We start from the raw sequence: 18781 nt of genomic DNA, 5'->3' as shown, positions 1-18781 counted from the left end.
CAAAAGTGAAAAAGTTTATACTAGGCGCAATTTTTGCGGTGTTTTTTCTCAAATATGCAACTGTCTGACTTTTCCTTTGAATTACCTGATGAACTTATTGCCCGTTATCCTCTTGAATCACGTAGTGCTTCACGGTTGTTGCACTTAGACTCAAAAAGTCAATATCACGATCACATGTTCACAGACATTATCGATCTGTTCGAAGAAGGTGATTTGTTAGTGCTTAATGACACCAAGGTCATGAAAGCTCGACTTAAAGGAAAACGCTCTACAGGTGGTGCGATTGAGATTCTGGTTGAGCGCATCCTGAACCACACCACAGCGTATTGTCATATTAAATCAAGCAACTCGCCTAAAGCAGGTGCCGAGCTTTTTGTCGGTGCAGATAATATTCCTGTGATTGTACGTGGTCGTCATGAAAACTTATTTGTGGTTGAGTTTTCACAGCCGATCTTGCCTGTACTTGAGCAATATGGTCAGTTACCTATTCCGCCTTACTTCAATCGTGAAGCAGAGGAAATTGATACGGAACGCTATCAAACGGTTTTCCATAATCCTGAAAAAATTGCCAGTGTTGCCGCTCCTACTGCAAGCCTGCACTTTGATGAAGAGTTATTAGCAAAGTTAGAGCAAAAAAATGTTCAAAAATCTTTTGTGACTTTACACGTCGGTGCTGGCACCTTCATGCCTGTTCGTACTGATGACATTACCAATCATGTCATGCACAGTGAATGGTGTGATGTACCTCAAGAAACTATTGATTTAATTTTGGCGACTAAAGCACGCGGCAATAAAGTGATTGCTGTGGGTACAACCGCGACACGTGCTTTAGAAAGTGCAGCTCAAGCGCATGGCGGTAAAATTGCAGCTTGGACTGGCGACACGCAAATCTTTATCTATCCAGGTTATGAGTTCTGCATCGTAGACCGTTTAATTACCAACTTTCATTTACCAGAATCTACCCTGCTTATGTTGGTATCAGCACTATCAAATCGAGACAACATTTTGGCTGCCTATAAACATGCAGTTAAAGACCGCTATCGTTTCTTTAGCTATGGCGATGCAATGCTGATTGATAAACTTGAAGTTTAAAAATTAAAATTCTGATCGATATTGTTAATCATCTATACACATTCTCTATGAAAGAACGTAAATATTTAGCAATATCGATTAGCTTTACCAAGCCGATTATAATTTTTACCAGCCTAAATTTTAGATATTTCCTTCTTTAAAATATCTATGCCATAAAATCTATCCTTAGTTTCTCCCACCTTTTTATATAACGGCTACATTTAGTAGTAGAACTACGTCGCAGAATCAAGGAAAATAGCCCTCTTTTTAGCAGCGAACTGTTTCTTCGCCTCTGCTCGTGTTCAGGATTTTTAGATGAAGTTTGAAAAATTAGGTCAGTCGGGGCGCGCCCGTCGTGGTCGTTTAACTTTAGAACATGGTGTTGTTGAAACACCTGTTTTTATGCCAGTGGGGACTTACGGCACAGTCAAAGGTATGTTACCTCGTGACATCGAAGACATTCAGGCACAAATTATTTTAGGAAATACCTTCCATTTATATTTGCGACCGGGTCTCGAAGTAATTAAAGAGCACGGTGGTTTGCATGACTTTATTAAATGGAATAAGCCAATTTTAACTGACTCTGGCGGTTTCCAGGTTTTTAGTCTTGGCGCAATGCGCAAAATCAAAGAGGAAGGCGTTACTTTCCGCTCACCGATTGATGGTTCAAAAGTATTTTTATCACCTGAAATTTCTATGGAAATTCAGCAGGTTTTGAACTCTGACATCGTGATGATTTTTGATGAGTGTACACCTTACCCTGCAACCCATGAAGAAGCACAAAAATCATTGCAGCTTTCTTTACGCTGGGCAAAACGTTGTAAAACCCATCACCATGATGAGCTCAAAAATCACAATGCGTTATTTGGCATTATTCAAGGCGGCATGTATGAAGACTTACGCGATGAGTCTTTAAATGGCCTTTTAGAAATCGGTTTTGATGGTTATGCCATTGGTGGTTTATCTGTAGGTGAACCTAAAGAAGAGATGATCAAAGTTTTAGATTATCTGCCGAATAAAATGCCACATGATAAACCGCGTTATTTGATGGGCGTTGGTAAACCAGAAGATATCGTTGAAGCGGTGCGCCGTGGTGTCGATATGTTTGACTGTGTAATGCCGACTCGTAATGCTCGAAACGGTCATTATTTTGTCACGGATGGTCTGGTACGTATTCGTAATAGTAAATATCGTCATGACCAAAGTCCGCTCGATCCACATTGCGATTGCTACACTTGTAAGAACTTTACCCGTGCTTATCTATTCCATCTTGAAAAATGTGGAGAAATGTTAGCGTCTATGCTCGGTACTATTCACAACTTACGTTATTACCAACGTTTGACTGAAGGTATGCGTGATGCATTAGACAATGGCACATTTGATGAATTTGTTCAGGACTTTTATGCCCGTCGTGGTTTAGAAGTTCCACCATGTCCTGTTGATGAATAAGCCAGATTTGCGCTCAACCTCAAGACAAGGTAAATTGCAAAACGAATTAGGATTATGTCAGTTATCTGACTCATATTTTTAACTTTAGGAAATCAAAATGAGCTTTTTAATTTCTGCTGCTCATGCAGCACCGGCAGCTGGCCCAACTAATGGTATTTTGCCAAACATCTTGATGATTGTCGTATTCGTTGCAATCTTTTATTTCTTAATTTGGCGCCCTCAAGCAAAACGTGCTAAAGAACACCGTTCTTTAATCGAGAGCTTAGGTGTAGGTAGTGAAGTTGTTTTCGCTGGTGGTTTAATGGGCAAAGTAACCAAAATTGAAGGTGACTATGCAGTTGTTGAACTTAGCCGTGGTGTAGAAGTAAAAATTCAGCGTGCCAGCGTAATTTCAGTATTACCTGAAGGCACTCTAAATAACCTTTAATCATAAAACAGTCGTGCTTTAGCACGGCTTTTTCATTTAAGAAGAAAGCGAATGCGTTACCCTGCATGGAAATATTTACTGATTCTGGTTGTTCTGGTAATCAGTACATTATACGCACTGCCAAGTCTATATCCGGATGAGCCCGCTGTTCAAATTTCCGGTGCCAAAGCTGGTACCCAAATTGATCAAAGTGTGGTGAAAAAAGCAGAGCAAATTTTAAAAACAGCTAATATTGCAAGTCATGACAATACTTTTACAAATAATGCTGCCCTATTGCGTGTCAGTTCATCTGAAGCACAGTTAAAGGCAAAAGAAGTATTACGTCGTGACTTAGGTGATGAATATGTTGTCGCCCTAAACCTTGCACCAACCACACCGGAATGGCTGCAAAAGATTGGGGCAAAACCAATGAAACTTGGTTTGGACTTACGTGGTGGTGTCCACTTCTTGCTTGAAGTAGATATGGACAAAGCCGTTGCCCAACGTATGGAAACCTCTGCCACCGATTTGCGTCGTCAGTTCCGTGAAAACAAGATCAAATTTAACAGTCTTGCATTAACGAATAATGTGATCACTGTTCAATTTGCTGACAATGCTGACCGTGATGCAGCAATGGATTTTTTACGTCGTAATGGGAATGAATATACCCAACAGGCATTAGCAAGCTCTACAGGTTCTACTTTAAAGCTTACTTATACTGATGTACGTCGCCAAGAAATTCAGTCATATGCGGTAAATCAGAACTTAACAACATTACGTAATCGTATTAACGAACTTGGTGTTGCAGAAGCATTGGTACAAAGTCAGGGTAGCAACCGTATTGTTGTTGAATTACCGGGTGTACAAGATACTGCTGAAGCTAAACGTGTTTTAGGACGTACTGCGAACCTCGAATTCCGTTTAGTTTCTGACTCAAATGATCAATATATTGATCCATATACGGGTAAATATAATGGTCAACCTTTACCTCCGGGTACAGAAGTTTTTGCTTATGAGTCTTTAGATAGCGGCCGTCAACTCTTGTTGCAACGTAACCGAATCTTGACTGGTGAGCGTGTTCAAAATGCAAGCTCTGGCTTTAGCCAGGACTCTGGCGGTGCCGAGGTAAATATTACGCTCGACAGTGCTGGCGGTAAGCTAATGTCTGATGCAACCCGTAATGCTGTTGGTAAACGCATGGCGGTATTGTTCATCGAGAACAAGCAAAAAATTAACTATGTAACAGATCCAAAAACTGGTGCACAAACAGAAGTTCGTACGCCATACACTGAATCTGTAGTCATTAACGCAGCAACAGTTCAGGCTGTTTTAGGTTCGACTTTCCGTATTACAGGCTTAAGTTCTCCTCAAGAAGCATCTGAACTTGCATTAATGCTTCGTGCTGGTGCTTTGGCTGCGCCAATGTACTTTGTTGAAGAGCGTGTAGTTGGTCCAAGCCTTGGTCAAGAAAATATTGATAAAGGTGTATTATCTACTCAAATCGGCTTCTTGCTCGTTGCAATCTGGATGGTAGTATTCTTCCGTCTATTCGGTTTAATCGCGAACTTTGCGCTTGTATTTAACTTGGCAATGATTTTAACCGTCATGTCATGGATTGGAGCTTCTCTCACCTTACCGGGTATTGCGGGTATCGTTATTACCATTGGTATGGCGGTCGATGCCAACGTATTGATATGTGAGCGTATTCGAGAAGAAATGCTCTGGGGGGCCTCACCCAAACAGGCCATTGTGGCCGGTTATGATCGAGCCTATAACACCATTTTTGACTCGAACTTAACCACGTTCCTCGTTGCATTCATCCTGTTTGCAATTGGTACAGGCCCAATCAAAGGTTTCGCCGTAACATTAATGATCGGTATTATTTGTTCAATGTTTACTGCAATTACAGTAACTCGTGCAATCGTACAAATCATTTATGGCAAACGCCGTAACTTGAAAAAGTTGAGCATTTAAGGAGATCGATGATGACTAAAGTGACTCAACAAGATTCAAAACAATATGGTCGTCCGGATGATTCGAAAATCATCCCGTTCATGAAGATTGCCAAACCTGCGGCAATCTTCTCGATCCTTATTACTTTAGCGAGTATTTTCTTTATTGCGACTAAAGGTCTTAACTTAGGTTTGGACTTTACAGGTGGTGTTTCAGCTGAGCTTAACTATGCTCAACCAGCCAATCAGTCAGAAGTTATTCAGGCGCTCGATAAAGCTGGTTTTAAAGATGCTGTAGTACAAACCTTAGGTAGTAATAAAGACTTACTTGTGCGTATGCCAGTACAAGAAGTTAAGGTTGAAGATCTTAATAACGCAATAACTAAGGCTGTACAATTACCGAATAATGCTGCCGAAGTTCATAAAGTGGACTCTGTAGGTGGTCAAGTTGGTAATGAACTCTATGTTCGTTCTGCTGGTGCGGTTGCACTTGCACTTATCTTAATGTTGATCTACGTGACCATTCGCTTTGAGTTTAAACTCGCGATGGGTGCCGTAATGTCTTTATTCCACGACATCATCATTATCATTGGTGCTTTTGCATTATTCCAATGGCCATTTGACCTTACAGTTTTAGCTGCGGTACTTGCTGTTATTGGTTTCTCGCTTAACGATAACATTGTAGTGTCAGACCGTATTCGTGAAAATTTCCGTAAGATTCGCGGTGCGACTCCTCGTGAAATCGTCGATATTGCGTTAACTGAGACTTTACGTCGTACCATTCATACCTCGATGACATTATTACTTGTTGTACTTGCGATGATGTTCTTAGGTGGTGATGGTCTACACTGGTTCTCTGTGGCAATGTTTGTTGGTGTATTTGTCGGTACTTATTCTTCGATTTATATCGGTACTGCATTTGCATTATGGCGTGGTCTTAACCGTCAAGACTTCATTGTTCAGGTTAAACCTGAATTTGAGGATGAAATTCCTTAAGTTGTCTAAACCAAGACATATAAAAAACCGCGATTTATTCGCGGTTTTTTTATTTAAAATATATTATTTACGGCGTAGAGCATCCGAAATTGCTTCAACTAATTGTTGAGAAATTTCTTGTTTAGAGGCTTTCTCTAATTCACGCTTTTTCATGTGGTAGCTTTCAGCAAAGAAAACTGTCATCGCATTCTCATCAGAAGCAAAACCAATATCTGCACGTGATACATCGTTGCACGCAATCATATCTAGTTTTTTAGCCACTAGTTTTCCTGCCGCATATTCTTCAACATTTTGCGTTTCGGCTGCAAAGCCCACCATAAATGGACGTTTTTCCTGACCTGCAATTGTTGCCACAATATCTGGATTTTTTACAAGGGAAACATTCAGCTCATCCCCTGCTTTCTTAATTTTGTGCTCAGCAACTTCTGCTACGCGATAGTCTGCGACTGCGGCAGTTGCAATAAAAATATCACAGCCTGTTTCTAGTGAATCCATACTGACATCAAGCATTTGTCGTGCTGAGGCAACATTTACACGTTGAACACCATTTGGTGTATCTAAACTCACAGGCCCAGCAATTAGAGTCACTTGCGCACCAGCAGCATAACAAGCAGCGGCTAAAGCGAAGCCCATTTTGCCAGTACTATGGTTTGAGATATAACGAACAGGGTCAATCGCTTCACGTGTCGGTCCAGCAGTAATAACCACTCGCTTACCTGCTAACAAACCAAATTTTTCAGCGATGGCACGTTGAGCTTGATGGAAATAACCAGCGACTTGGCGAGCAATTTCTTCTGGCTCTGGCATACGGCCTAAACCGACATCACCACACGCCTGCTCACCCGCATCCGGCATGATCACATGTACGCCATCTTCAACCAGAGTTTGTAAATTTCGCTGAGTTGCTTTAGCAGCCCACATTTGCTGGTTCATGGCTGGAGCTACCCAGACAGGAGATTTTGTTGCCAAAAACACAGTACTGAGTAAGTCATCTGCTAAACCATTCGCAAATTTAGCCAATGTGTCACAGCTTGCAGGTGCGACCAGTAACAAATCAGCCCAACGCGCTAATTCAATATGTCCCATACCAGCTTCAGCCGCAGGGTCTAGAAGTTCAGTATGAACAGGATTACCAGAAAGAGCCTGAAAAGTTAGTGGTGTAATAAATGCCTGAGCACCATGTGTCATCACCACACGCACGTCAAAGCCATAATCTTTGAGACGGCGGACTAAGATGGCACTTTTATAGGCAGCAATTCCGCCAGTAACAGCTAAAACAATGTTTTTATGAGGAATAACACTTAGATCAAAGCTCACGAACAGGATACCTTTCTGTTGCAGTGGCGCTCACAATAGCATTAAATACGCGCAGACCCAAGATTGATTGGGCAAACAAAATAAAATTTTAAGCGAATTATGCTGGGGAATATGAATACTTCTATTAAAAATTGGCCTGAACAAGAACGGCCAAGAGAACGGTTATTGCAACAAGGTCCACAAAGTCTATCCGATGCAGAGCTACTGGCGATTTTTCTTCGCTCAGGTTCACGGCAACATTCAGCAGTCGAGTTATCACGTTTACTCATTCAGCACTTTGGTAGCCTTAATGCAGTTTTTGATGCGCCATTAAGTGAGTTAACTCAATTTAATGGGATTGGAGCAACGAAATATTCACAATTACTGGCAGTCAAAGAACTAGGACGGCGTTATCTCGATCATCACTTTCAGACAACTCACCTCAGCCTCCATTCTTCTAACTTAGTTTTGGATTATCTGCGTTACGAATTAAAGGGCGAAAAACAAGAAGTCTTTGCGGTCTTATGTCTAGATCCTGAACTAAGAAAGATACATTTTAAAAAGCTATTCTTTGGTTCAGTTCAGCATTGTTCGGTTTCAGTCAATCAAACACTACGCTATGCCTTACAGCAACATGCTTGTCAGCTCGTTATTGCACACAATCATCCATTTGGTTCAGCACAACCATCTTCCGAAGATATTGCCTTAACTCAGCAACTTGAACAAGCTTGTCAGCTTGTCGAAATTCGTTTGCTTGACCATTTTATTATCTCACCAGAAGGGAGCTTTTCCTTTGCTGAACAACAACTGCTCAACCCAGCAACAATATCAGTTCAATGATATTGACAAAGTACCACTAAGCCTAGAAGATCAAAACAAAAATAGCGACGTTTAAAATAAAATGATTGTTCGGGAACAGCCTAGTATTTTCAAAGTTTTATTCTCTTGGCGAGGCACAATTTTACCCAAAATTTTACCTTCCCTAGGCGTTGTGATGCTGATCTCGGCAATCATTGGTGGAGTAGAATATATCAATCTTTATCGCTTTCCAGAGATCCCTTTGGTTGGCTTTACACTTATTGGTGTTGTACTTTCTATTTTTCTAGGATTTAAAAATACTGCGTGTTATGACCGTTGGTGGGAGGCCCGAAAATTATGGGGCGTTTTGATTGCAACGTCACGCCATTTTGACCGTGACTGCCGTATTTTAACTCAAGCTCGCCGTGAGCGCGTTATTCAACATGTGATCGTTTTTGCTAATGTATTGCGTGATCGTTTACGCCGTCAGACAGCGAACCCAACTGAATTAATACGAACCAGTGGTATGAGTCAGCAAGCACTAACTCAACTCTACCAACAAAATAATGCCCCTCAGTACACGCTCAGTCTCATTCACTGGGAATTGTTGCAGGCACTTAAAGAAGGTGAAATTTCAGACATTATTTATGCACAAATGAATAAAAATGTTGCCGACTTAAGTGTTGTACAGACTGGCTGTGACCGAATTGCCAATACACCCATTCCATTTGCTTATTCAGTTTTACTCAACCGCACAGTCTATTTTTTCTGTTTTATGTTGCCATTTAGTCTAGGTTCATTGCTTGGATTAGCAACTCCTTTACTCGTCGGAATTTTGGCATACACTTTTTTAGGTCTGGATGCACTAAGCTCTGAAATTGAAGAGCCTTTTGGTACTCAAAGTAATGATTTACCGTTAGATGCTATGGTACGTAGTATCGAGATTGAACTTTTAGGGACGCTCGGTAAACCCACTCCACCGCCCATTCAAGCTCAAGATAACAACTTACTGTAAAAAGTTTAACGAAAACGCTCCCAAATCCCTTGCTGCTTATCATTGGGTTTAGGTGTATTTCCGAGTTTAATCCAGGGCATATTTTCACCATGAAAATCACTGCCAATTGAAACTGCCAACTGATATTGTTCAATCATGCGGTCAATCATTTGGCGAGTAGATAGAGGTTCCATAGGTGGAGGTAACTCAATTGCATCTCCACCTGAAGTTGCAAACAATTCAATTAAATAGCGAACGTTAGTTGCAGATAAATCATAACGGGTCGGGTGAGCTAATATGGCAAACCCTTTACTTTGATGAATCACATCAATTGTTTCTTTTAATCCTAAGCCTTCAAACTTTACAAAAGCACGCTTTCCTTCCTTTAAGAAACGGTCAAATGCTTGTTGAGGTCGAGCCACGACATTTTTCTCGACCAATGTTTTAGCAATGTGTGTTCTTGTTACTCTGTCAGCCTGATGTTCTACTTTGGCAAGAACATCATCATAAATCTGAAAACCAATACATTTTTCTAGCAGTTCACAAATCACTTTAGCTCTTTGCGCCCTAACTCTTTTTTGTTGTTCTAATGCTTCTAAAATTGGGGCTTCGTCTTGCATGTTTAAAGCAACAATATGCACACCATAACTCTTTTTAGTGGTTGGGCGTGACCACTGGCTTGAAATCTCTGCACCAGAAATGATTTCTAAATCATGTTCTTGCGCAGCAATTTTAGCACGCTGTAACCCATCCATTGTATCGTGGTCAGTTAAAGCCAAAGTGTGCAAGTTCACATCAATAGCAGCTTGCACCAGTAATTCCGGAGACAAAGTTCCATCAGAAATATTGCTATGTGTATGTAAATCTATGCCTTGCATCTTTTATACTATGCCATTCACCAAACCTGATCAGATACTCTAACATGAAAGCACTTCTGGACTTTGTTCCATTAATTATTTTCTTCTATTTATATAAAACAGTTGATCCAACCGACACACAACATCCTTTACTTAAACTGATCGGGTCTGCTGGCGGTGTCGATAATAATAATATTCTTGTAGCGACGACTGGCTTAATTATTTCGATGCTTGTGGTATATGGTGCTCTGTTTATTTTCCAAAAATTCCGTCTAGACAAACAACAATGGTTTGTATTGTTCATGACTGTCATTTTCGGTGGCATCACGCTCATGTTAAGTGACGATTTTTATATTCGTCTTAAAGCTGCAATTTTAAATTTAGTTTTCGCTGGCGCATTCTTGGTTTCACCTTGGTTTGGTAAAGACCGTAAGCCACTCATACAACGCTTATTTGACCCTATTTTAGATTTGAGTGAAAAAGGTTGGAAAAATCTCAATTTTGCTTGGGCAGCGATGTTTGTTGTGATGTCTTGTCTGCATGTATTCTTCGCATTTTTATTTCACGGTGGAAAATATTGGGGTGAATTCACTGCATTTGGTGACATGATTGTGATGTTTTCATTTATCATTATTCAGTTCATTATTTTACGTAAACATTTTAAGTCACCAGATGCTTAAAATACTTCCTGATTGTTTATAGAGAAAGATTACATGCCTTTTTTTGTACTAAGCTGTACCGATAACGAAGGAACTTTAGAAAAACGCTTAGCAGTACGTCCTCAGCATATCGAACGTTTACAAAAACTCGATGATGAAGGCCGCCTTGTTACAGCGGGTGCTATGCCAAAAGATCCTAATGATCCGCAAGCAGGTTTCTATGGCAGCACCATGATTGTTGAATTTGACAGTCGCGAAGCATTAGATGAATGGTTAAAAGAAGAGCCATTTGTTAAAGAAGGCATTTATGCTCATGTTGATGTAAAACCGTTTAATAAAGCATTTCCAAAAGGGTAACCGCATGCAGCTTGCAATCAAAAGCTTTCTTGGCTTGTGTTTGATATGTTCAACTGCCGGAGCAGTTGAACCTGCTGCGACACCAGCAACGCCTTCTCCAAGTGCGCCTTCAACTCAGGCCACTAAACTAGCTGCGACAACCACTAAACCACTGACAGCAGAGCAACTTGCAAAGAACAAGCAACAGCAAGATGCAAAAATTAAAGCTTTAGTTCAAGATCAGGCATCTCGCTTAAAACAGTTAGAACATGCCAACCTTGAGGCACTAGCTCAGAACCAAGAGTTACAGCTCAAAAATGATAACCTCTCTGTTCAGGTTCAAGTCTTACAAAGCGAACGCAGCGCTCAAATGTTTTTATATGGTGCTGTGACCTTAGCGGGTGGCGTATTGCTAGGTTTCTTTATTGCTAGTTATATTCATACAAAACGTCGACGCCAGTGGTAATTCCAAGCGATCTATTAAACCCAATGAACGTATCAAATCGTATCCAAACAGCAGAACTGGACTGGGAAGTCATCGATGGTATCGAGATTCCCATTTCCAAACAATTTGGTGATGTCTACTTCTCTAAAGATAATGGCCTACTGGAAACAAGACATGTTTTTCTCAATGGTAACGACTTATCAGAACGATTAGCCAATTTAAAAGATTTTGAATATTTCAGTGTAGGAGAAACCGGTTTTGGTACAGGTTTAAATATTCTTGCACTCTGGCAACTTTGGCAGCAAGTCCGTCCCGACAATCAAAGCCATTTACATGCAATTAGCGTTGAAAAGTTTCCATTAAGTAAAGCTGATCTTATTCGCGCTTTAAATGTCTGGGATGAGCTTAAACCACTTGCAGAACAGTTAATTGAACAATATCCCCTGCCTATTGCTGGATGTCATCGCTTAACTTTCCCTAAAGAACGTTTTAGCATCGATTTATGGCTTGGAGATGCGCAAGAGATTTTCCCAAGCATGGCTAAAACTAAAGCTGTGAATGCATGGTTTTTAGATGGCTTTGCACCTTCGTGTAATCCAGACATGTGGGAAAAAAACGTTTTAAACAATATTGTCCGTCTTTCTGACTATGGCACTACATTTGCCTCTTTTAGTGTCGCTGGTATTTTAAAACGGGGATTAAAAGCACACGGTATCGATATTTCTCGTCCACGTGGTTTTGGACATAAACGAGAAATGCTTAAAGCGGTCTGGAAACTGCCTGAAATTGATGATGAGTTATTATCATTGGCGCAAACCTCATTTGGTACAGAGCAACAGCATATTGCGATTGTAGGGGCTGGTGTAGCTGGTTTAACCACGGCGTGGGCATTTGCAGCACGTGGGCATCAAGTGACCTTATATGAGCAAACAGAAGCATTATCTGGCGCTTCTGGAAATCCTTTAGCCTTACTTAATCCAAAACTATGTCCAATTGAACAAAGTCATGAACATCTCATGACCTTAAGTTGGCAACATGCTTTAAATTTTTATAAAAATTTCAAAGCATTCCGTACACTGCAAATACAGCAAATTGCATTGAAAAATGCAGATGAACTTCTTGATCTGGTAAATCAATATCCAGCTCAGGTAATTACCCACCCTGTGAACTCACTTGAAACTGCATATTCAAGTATTTTACTTAACGAGGCAGGTTCCGTTTCACCACATCAATTACGTGATGAAATTTTGCAACATCCATCTATCGATCTCAAAATTGCCCATGTTACAGCACTTGTTTCTTCTGAAAATAAAATTCAATTGCAAACTGACAAAGAAATTATTGCAGAAGTAGATCATGTCGTCGTGTGCTGTGCGCGAGAAAGTGCGGCTTTATTTGAAAGCTATCCACAGTTAAAACCAATACGTGGACAAGTGAGCTGGGTTGATAATACGTTTGCTCCCCTGCCGTTAAATAAAGCCTATAGCTATGGCGGCTATTGCATGCAACTTGATGCCTCGCAAATGATTTTAGGTGCGTCTTTCTATCCAAATCGTGAGGATCAAGATGTACTTACCGAAGACCATGTGCATAACTTTGAATTAATCCACAGTATATTCCCTGAATATGCAGAAAAGCTCCCATCACCTTCGACATGGCAAGGCCGTGCATCGATACGGGCACAAAGTTTGGATTATTTTCCTCTGGTTGGAAAAATGCTTGAGAATAGCCGAATTGCTACTTTTGCTGGACTTGGCTCTAAAGGTTTCCTTTTTGCCCCGCTATGCAGTGAAATCTTAGTGGCTCAAATACTAGGAGAAGCTTGTCCAGTGCCGGACCGCCTATTACAAAAATTGAATCCTCAACGGTTCCAAAAGAAAGTCAAACCTAAAAAGCCTTATTTTAAGCCGCAATAATTTACTTCAATAAAAAAGCACCCGAAGGTGCTTTTTTTTATGCGCCCTGCTCTAGGGGCAAGCCAGCATCACGAGCTGCACGTGTCCCGCCCATCAGCACGACATATTCACGCGAGGCATCCAATCCTTCTAGTTTCTCAGCTGCACGAGGAGCTTTGCTACCACCACCACATAAAATATAAATCGGCTGACCCGCAGAGACCTGGTTTAAAATATCAGCATTCAAATCATTAATTGGGCGATTTACCGCACCTTTAACATGCCCTTCTGCATAAGCATTAGTATCACGGACATCCCAGATAACAGCATTTTCTGGGAATTCAAATGTTGTAATTTCTTGTTTACGGATCATTGTGCACTCCTTTGATGTAAACAACACTTGGCAAATGAAGAAAACCCTCTTAGCATCTCAAATATTCTTTCACTTTGTAAAGGTCTAAACTATGCCTTCTTTCGATATTGTCTCTGAATTAGAGTTATTTGAAGTTAATCATGCTGTACAAAACACACAAAAAGAGATTGCAACACGCTTTGACTTCCGTGGTCACGATGTTTCTATCGAATTAAATGAAAAAAATAAAGAGATTAAAATCAGTACCGAAAGTGATTTCCAGTGTGAACAAGTTTATAACATGTTGGAAAATCATTTTTATAAACGTAAAATTGATGTGCAAGCACTTGACCCACAAAAAGCCGCTGCTTCAGGCAAAAATTTTGTACAAGTCATTAAACTTAAAGACGGTCTTGACTCTGATACTGCAAAAAAAATTAATAAAGCCATTAAAGAAAGTGGCGTTAAGGTGCAATCTTCTATTCAAGGCGACAAAATTCGTGTGACTGATAAAAAGCGTGACACTTTACAACAAGTCATGACTTTTTTACGTGAACAACAATTCGGTGTGCCATTACAATTTAATAACTTCAAAGATTAATATCTTATCGGCCATTTAAAGCTAAGGTAATTCCATGTCTCAATCCAACCGTCTATCAAAACTGGTAAAAGCAACTTCAAAATTCCCAAAAGGTATTCGGAGTACGCTTTGGAGCAAGGCGTTTGGTCGTATCGTGCCAATGGTGGGTACAGCAAATATCCGCTATCTGGAAGTAGACTCAAACCACGTTATTGTCCGTTTAGATAACCAAAAAAATATGCAGAACCATATTAAAGGAGTTCATGCTGCGGCTATGGCTCTTTTAGCAGAAACTGCTACAGGCTTTCTAACCGGTTTACATATTCCTGATAATCGAATTTTATTAATCAAATCGTTACATGTAGATTATTTAAAAGTGGTTGAAGGCGGTTTGACTGCTACAGCAACGTTATCTGCTGAACAACAAAAGTTTATTGCAGATAACGAGAAAGGTGAACTTGTGATCCCAGTTACTGTAATTGATGATGCAGGTAACGAACCAATTCAATGTCAAATGCTGTGGGCATGGTTGCCTAAACGTAAGAAATAAAGATAGAAAAAAGCCCAAATTCATATTTGGGCTTTTTTATTATGGTTCTTGAGAGGCAAGAAACTTCTGTTTGGCTTCTTCAGGTATTTGACGCTTATTCCCTTTTACATCTACTGCTACAAAAGTAAAGACTCCTTCAGTAATACGTATTGGCTCACGAGAGTCATCATGACTGTCCCAAACTTCAATTTGCATCTGAATAGAAGTATTTCCAACTTTTAAGATTTTGGTATAGCAGCTAAGGACAAAGCCAACTTTTACCGGAACCAAAAAGGTCATTTGATTAATGGAAATCGTAGCACAGCGACCACGACTGAAACGTTCTGCGTGAATTGCTCCAGCCAAGTCCATTTGTGACACAATCCATCCACCAAATACATCACCACTCCAGTTTGTATCTGCTGGCATGGCAATCGTTTGTAAGGACAAAATTCCTTCTGGTTTGGTATAAGCTTCTGACACCTTAGCTCCTGAAATTCGTTTGAAGTTGTTGATCGAGCCACTGCTGTAATTCAGGCGCACGTAATGCACCGCTAATACGCGCGACCTCTGTCGTTTTATTCATTAAGACAAGGGTTGGAATACTTCTCACGTGAAACGCTTGGCTTAAGCGAGGAGATTCTTCGGTATCAATCTTGGCAAAGATAACGCCTGGATTTTGTTTTGCGACCTGCGCAAAATGTGGAGCCATCATTTTACAGGGTCCGCACCATTCTGCCCATAAATCTATAAGAATAGGTAGATCACTATTCGTGATGTAGTTACTAAAATTTTGCTCATTTAGTTCAATAGGTGCAAGCGGTATTAATGGCTGATGACATTGCCCACAGCTTGGTTGCTCGGGAAGTTTATCTTCCGGAACGCGGTTTTTAGCACCACACGATGCACATACAATAATCATTTACATCACTCCTATATGCTGATGTAAAAATTCTAATTGGGTTATCACTGCTTTTTCAAACCATGAACCGTGATAGATATCAAAATGTTTCATATCCCACTCATGATAACTCACGAAAGGCGCAATATTTGTCGCAGCTTCACGGCTTGACTCAATAGGAATAAGCGAATCTTTTTGAGCAGCAATAAATAAAACAGGAATATTAATTTGGCGCACAACTTGGATTGGACGGTATCGCATCAGATTAAAAAAGACACGTGCCGGGACTTCCCCACTCCAGTAGTAATCAGGATTCACAATCGATAGATAGCCATAATAACTATCTGCCGTAGGCATAAAGCATAAATTATGTTGATCAACTACAGGTAATCTTTTGGGATTAAGTCCCATTTTTGATCCCATATAATCCTGACTTGATAACTTCAATGCTTGAGGATAGCGCTGCAATGGATAAAGCTTGGCCGTTTCGGCTCCATCTACATAAGGAATTTGTACTAAAATTGCCTGAATATTCTTTAACTCTGACGCTAAACTTAGCGCATATCCCCCACTTAAAGAAGTTCCCCACAGTACAATTCTTCGGTTATCTACAAGTTTGCAATTCGAAGCATATTGAATAACTGTTTTCCAATCTTCTAACTGGGAATTGATCGAGACCATTTCTCTCGGCTTGCCGGTACTCCCGCCCCAATATCGATAATCAAACAAAATAACAGCGTAACCTGCTTGCGCAAATCGCTGGGCATACTGAATAAGTTTGAATTGACGCAATCCGGCAAAACCATGCGCCATAATAATTACTGCAGATTTCTTATTTGTTTTTGGAATATAAAAATCAGCTGCGATCACTTCCTGATCACATGGAACATATAAAGGCTCAACCGTATAAGCGTGCATATGTGCTCCGTGGCATTATAGTCGAAGTAATGAATTTACAAAAAACATCCTGATTGCCTTTTAAAAATCTATAGCTGTTCTATGACATAAGTTTTATCTATGTAGGAACAACGTTTTAGTGTCTTGTATCTCAGGTTAAGCTTAATGCTATGATACAGCATAAGAGGTTTTGTTAAATTTTGGAGTGACGAAATGTCAGATAATGTTGGTTTCGCAGGTCAAATTGGCCCAGAACATGTTGGCCAAGTTGTAGAAAAAGGATTCAAATCTATTATTAATAACCGACCAGATATGGAAGGCGGTCCAGAACAACCTACAAGTGCTCAAATTGAAGAAGCAGCCCGTCAAGTCGGTTTAGACTACGTTTATCAACCTGTTGTAGCTGGACAAATCACAGAACTCGATGTACGTACTTTTGCTAATCATTACAATGAATTACCAAAACCTATACTTATGTTCTGTCGTACAGGAAACCGTTCAAACAACCTATATCAATTAGCAAAACAAATGGATTTGTTAGACGACTAAGTTTAAGAAACTTTTACTCTTTAAAACCCTATTTCTTTATAAAGTAGGGTTTTTAGATAAATTATTTTGCATATTTCTGCACGAACTCAACAGAACTAGAAATAATATTAATTTAGAGTACTTAAATCTTTTGATTCATTGATTAATTTTCTATGAATAAATTTATATTCATTCTTTTAAGCTGTTTAATCGTTACCGCATGTTCTTCAATGCAAGTAAAACCTACAGTTGGAGTAACGATGGGTACACACCTTTAAAAAAAAGAAGCAGCTTATATGCTGCTTCTTTTTATATTAATTACCATTTGTACAATTTGGATCTATTCCATATGGGCTTAATATATTCGGAGCAATACGATCACTAACAGTGACATCCTTTTTCAAGTAATCTAAAGTAAGAGATGTAGACCCTTTAATCAAACTTCCCGAAACTGTAGATTTAGCCGTTAGCTGAACAGTTAACCAAGACGCATAAATTTTAGGATATTGAATCTTAAGATCAAAGCGTCCATTCCCATCCGTTGTGTATTTATTATTGGTTGCAGCGGTACCTGCACTATTAATATACGATACAACCTGAACTGTTGAATTTTCTTTAAGCGGCTTTAATTGATTAATGACCTCTCCATTAGTATTTACAGCTTGAACTGGTGCCGTACATGCTGACCTAATAATTGATAGATATTCATCTGGTTTGTCATCAGCTGGAGTAGAGGTGTCAACAAAATCAAATACTCCTTTATAGTAGGCAAGAGCATTAACCCCCATAACTACATCTTGATTTGGTATCGGCTTACCATCCACATCCGTTACTTGTACTGAGATATTTTTATAGTAATAGACGCCATCAGTTGTATCTTCCATAGTTGTAGGATTATACGCTACAAGAATTGCACCTACTGCTACTGGCACATCAGAATTAACCACATCAAGTTTATAAGTATAAATTTTTGTTGATTGACCAAAGTTAGCTTCTAAAACAAGATCATCTGACACAAATTTTGTAGCGCTATATGATGAAGCTCTTTGATTTTCATTAAAAGATAAAGTATAGGTGATCTGACCATTGGCACCAGTTTGCGTTGCATTGGGTGTAAATTTGACACCGTTTGAGACTGAATTTCTAACTTTAAGCGTAATTGCCTGATTCGCCAAAGTTGAACCATTTGCATCTACAGCTGTTAATGTAACTGTTGTTTGATCGCCTCTAACATTTAAAGAAGTCTTAGTAGCGTCAAACAATACGATACTAGTGGTATCAGCCTCGACAGTACCGTTGCTGCCTGTCACTGTTACCATCTGTTCTTGAGTAAGCGTACCATTATTTGTAGATGCAATTAATTTAAAACCATTTTTCACCAATTCACTTATTGAACCTGATGTTTTTGGAGTCTTTATAATGTATACAGCATTACCTGCTGCATCTGTAATTTGAGATGATACCCCTTCTATAGATACATTATTTGTTGGATCAACTAATGCCAAAGTAACATTAGCGCCAGCAACACCACCTTTATTTTTGTCTAAAGCCCTAACAGTAACTGTTAAAGTATCATTCGTCGCTGCAACTGATAATTTATCTAATTCTATCTTTAAAGCAGTAGCAGCAGCTTGCTGCGATCCACTATTATTACTTCCAGATGAGTTATTATTTGATGAACCATTTTGATAATAACCATCACCGCCTCCCCCACCACAACTTGCTAACATAATTGATATAGCAATAGCCGACAACTTCAAGGCAAGTTGTTTTTTATACATACTTTTCATTTCCCCAATCTTTCCTAAAGGTATAAGATTTATTAATTATTTATATTATT

Annotated in this window: 22 protein-coding genes; 15 read left to right on the top strand and 7 right to left on the bottom strand. The window is 39.7% G+C overall.

The window, feature by feature from the left end; genetic code table 11:
• Positions 1–54: 54 nt before the first annotated feature.
• The 5 genes from queA (at position 55) to secF (ending at position 5874) form a co-directional block, all read left to right on the top strand.
• On the top strand, positions 55–1092 hold the full coding sequence (queA, locus tag SOI81_RS02635) for a tRNA preQ1(34) S-adenosylmethionine ribosyltransferase-isomerase QueA (RefSeq protein ID WP_320541192.1): 1038 nt from the start codon (positions 55–57) through the stop codon (positions 1090–1092).
• A 294-nt stretch (positions 1093–1386) separates the two neighbouring features.
• The gene (gene tgt, locus SOI81_RS02630; protein WP_002116306.1) at positions 1387–2520 is read left to right on the top strand and encodes a tRNA guanosine(34) transglycosylase Tgt; all 1134 of its coding nucleotides are present in this window, start codon (positions 1387–1389) and stop codon (positions 2518–2520) included.
• A gap of 97 nt (positions 2521–2617) precedes the next feature.
• A complete protein-coding gene (gene yajC, locus SOI81_RS02625; protein WP_002116168.1) occupies positions 2618–2947 on the top strand; it encodes a preprotein translocase subunit YajC in 330 nt (109 codons plus the stop codon).
• 51 nt (positions 2948–2998) lie between these two features.
• Positions 2999–4900: a protein translocase subunit SecD gene (gene secD / locus SOI81_RS02620; protein ID WP_224992644.1), complete on the top strand. Its 1902-nt coding sequence runs from the start codon at positions 2999–3001 to the stop codon at positions 4898–4900.
• A gap of 8 nt (positions 4901–4908) precedes the next feature.
• Entirely contained in the window at positions 4909–5874 is a 966-nt protein-coding gene (secF, locus tag SOI81_RS02615; RefSeq protein ID WP_224992643.1) for a protein translocase subunit SecF, read from the top strand.
• 63 nt (positions 5875–5937) lie between these two features.
• Here secF and coaBC read toward each other — a convergent pair whose 3' ends face one another.
• A complete protein-coding gene (gene coaBC / locus SOI81_RS02610; RefSeq protein ID WP_057105036.1) occupies positions 5938–7191 on the bottom strand; it encodes a bifunctional phosphopantothenoylcysteine decarboxylase/phosphopantothenate--cysteine ligase CoaBC in 1254 nt (417 codons plus the stop codon).
• A 99-nt stretch (positions 7192–7290) separates the two neighbouring features.
• Here coaBC and radC point away from each other — a divergent pair, with 99 nt between their 5' ends.
• Positions 7291–8010: a RadC family protein gene (gene radC, locus SOI81_RS02605; protein ID WP_320541191.1), complete on the top strand. Its 720-nt coding sequence runs from the start codon at positions 7291–7293 to the stop codon at positions 8008–8010.
• A 61-nt stretch (positions 8011–8071) separates the two neighbouring features.
• Positions 8072–8983: a bestrophin family protein gene (locus SOI81_RS02600; protein WP_239975470.1), complete on the top strand. Its 912-nt coding sequence runs from the start codon at positions 8072–8074 to the stop codon at positions 8981–8983.
• A gap of 5 nt (positions 8984–8988) precedes the next feature.
• Here the strand turns inward: SOI81_RS02600 and trpH are convergent, their stop codons facing one another.
• Positions 8989–9840 (bottom strand): PHP domain-containing protein, encoded by an 852-nt coding sequence (gene trpH / locus SOI81_RS02595; RefSeq protein ID WP_320541190.1) that lies wholly within the window; start codon positions 9838–9840, stop codon positions 8989–8991.
• A gap of 44 nt (positions 9841–9884) precedes the next feature.
• Here trpH and ispZ point away from each other — a divergent pair, with 44 nt between their 5' ends.
• The 4 genes from ispZ to mnmC are packed head-to-tail and all read left to right on the top strand — an operon-like array spanning position 9885 to position 13175.
• Positions 9885–10499, top strand: a complete 615-nt coding sequence (ispZ, locus tag SOI81_RS02590) for a septation protein IspZ (protein WP_224992637.1) — start codon at positions 9885–9887, stop codon at positions 10497–10499.
• 33 nt (positions 10500–10532) lie between these two features.
• The gene (locus SOI81_RS02585) at positions 10533–10835 is read left to right on the top strand and encodes a YciI family protein (protein ID WP_005804733.1); all 303 of its coding nucleotides are present in this window, start codon (positions 10533–10535) and stop codon (positions 10833–10835) included.
• A gap of 4 nt (positions 10836–10839) precedes the next feature.
• Positions 10840–11280 carry a hypothetical protein gene (locus SOI81_RS02580; protein ID WP_016143041.1) on the top strand — a complete coding sequence of 147 codons (441 nt, stop codon included), beginning with the start codon at positions 10840–10842 and terminating at the stop codon, positions 11278–11280.
• A gap of 23 nt (positions 11281–11303) precedes the next feature.
• Complete coding sequence (mnmC, locus tag SOI81_RS02575) at positions 11304–13175, top strand: FAD-dependent 5-carboxymethylaminomethyl-2-thiouridine(34) oxidoreductase MnmC (protein ID WP_320541563.1); 1872 nt, start codon at positions 11304–11306, stop codon at positions 13173–13175.
• A gap of 37 nt (positions 13176–13212) precedes the next feature.
• Here mnmC and glpE read toward each other — a convergent pair whose 3' ends face one another.
• A complete protein-coding gene (gene glpE / locus SOI81_RS02570) occupies positions 13213–13527 on the bottom strand; it encodes a rhodanese-like domain-containing protein (RefSeq protein WP_002116171.1) in 315 nt (104 codons plus the stop codon).
• A gap of 91 nt (positions 13528–13618) precedes the next feature.
• Here glpE and SOI81_RS02565 point away from each other — a divergent pair, with 91 nt between their 5' ends.
• Positions 13619–14107, top strand: a complete 489-nt coding sequence (locus SOI81_RS02565) for a YajQ family cyclic di-GMP-binding protein (protein WP_002051423.1) — start codon at positions 13619–13621, stop codon at positions 14105–14107.
• Positions 14108–14141: 34 nt separating this feature from the next.
• Positions 14142–14636: a DUF4442 domain-containing protein gene (locus SOI81_RS02560; RefSeq protein ID WP_016143039.1), complete on the top strand. Its 495-nt coding sequence runs from the start codon at positions 14142–14144 to the stop codon at positions 14634–14636.
• Between the two features lie 39 nt (positions 14637–14675).
• Here the strand turns inward: SOI81_RS02560 and SOI81_RS02555 are convergent, their stop codons facing one another.
• Genes SOI81_RS02555 through SOI81_RS02545 form a run of 3 tightly spaced genes read right to left on the bottom strand, consistent with a single transcriptional unit; the run spans position 14676 to position 16434 of the window.
• Entirely contained in the window at positions 14676–15098 is a 423-nt protein-coding gene (locus SOI81_RS02555) for an acyl-CoA thioesterase (protein ID WP_320541189.1), read from the bottom strand.
• 1 nt (position 15099) lies between these two features.
• On the bottom strand, positions 15100–15537 hold the full coding sequence (gene trxC, locus SOI81_RS02550) for a thioredoxin TrxC (RefSeq protein WP_320541188.1): 438 nt from the start codon (positions 15535–15537) through the stop codon (positions 15100–15102).
• The gene (locus SOI81_RS02545) at positions 15538–16434 is read right to left on the bottom strand and encodes an alpha/beta hydrolase (RefSeq protein WP_016143036.1); all 897 of its coding nucleotides are present in this window, start codon (positions 16432–16434) and stop codon (positions 15538–15540) included.
• Between the two features lie 192 nt (positions 16435–16626).
• Between SOI81_RS02545 and SOI81_RS02540 the strand changes: the two genes are divergently transcribed.
• Both SOI81_RS02540 and SOI81_RS17445 read left to right on the top strand, forming a co-directional pair.
• Complete coding sequence (locus tag SOI81_RS02540) at positions 16627–16962, top strand: TIGR01244 family sulfur transferase (RefSeq protein ID WP_016143035.1); 336 nt, start codon at positions 16627–16629, stop codon at positions 16960–16962.
• 152 nt (positions 16963–17114) lie between these two features.
• Positions 17115–17219 (top strand): lipoprotein, encoded by a 105-nt coding sequence (locus tag SOI81_RS17445; protein WP_410374417.1) that lies wholly within the window; start codon positions 17115–17117, stop codon positions 17217–17219.
• A 36-nt stretch (positions 17220–17255) separates the two neighbouring features.
• Here SOI81_RS17445 and SOI81_RS02535 read toward each other — a convergent pair whose 3' ends face one another.
• Entirely contained in the window at positions 17256–18731 is a 1476-nt protein-coding gene (locus tag SOI81_RS02535; RefSeq protein ID WP_320541187.1) for an Ig-like domain-containing protein, read from the bottom strand.
• Positions 18732–18781 lie beyond the last annotated feature (50 nt).

The sequence above is a fragment of the Acinetobacter pittii genome, assembly GCF_034067285.1.
GTDB lineage: Bacteria > Pseudomonadota > Gammaproteobacteria > Pseudomonadales > Moraxellaceae > Acinetobacter > Acinetobacter pittii_E.
Note: the sequence above shows the minus strand (reverse complement) of the source record. Positions and strands in the feature narration are given on the sequence as shown.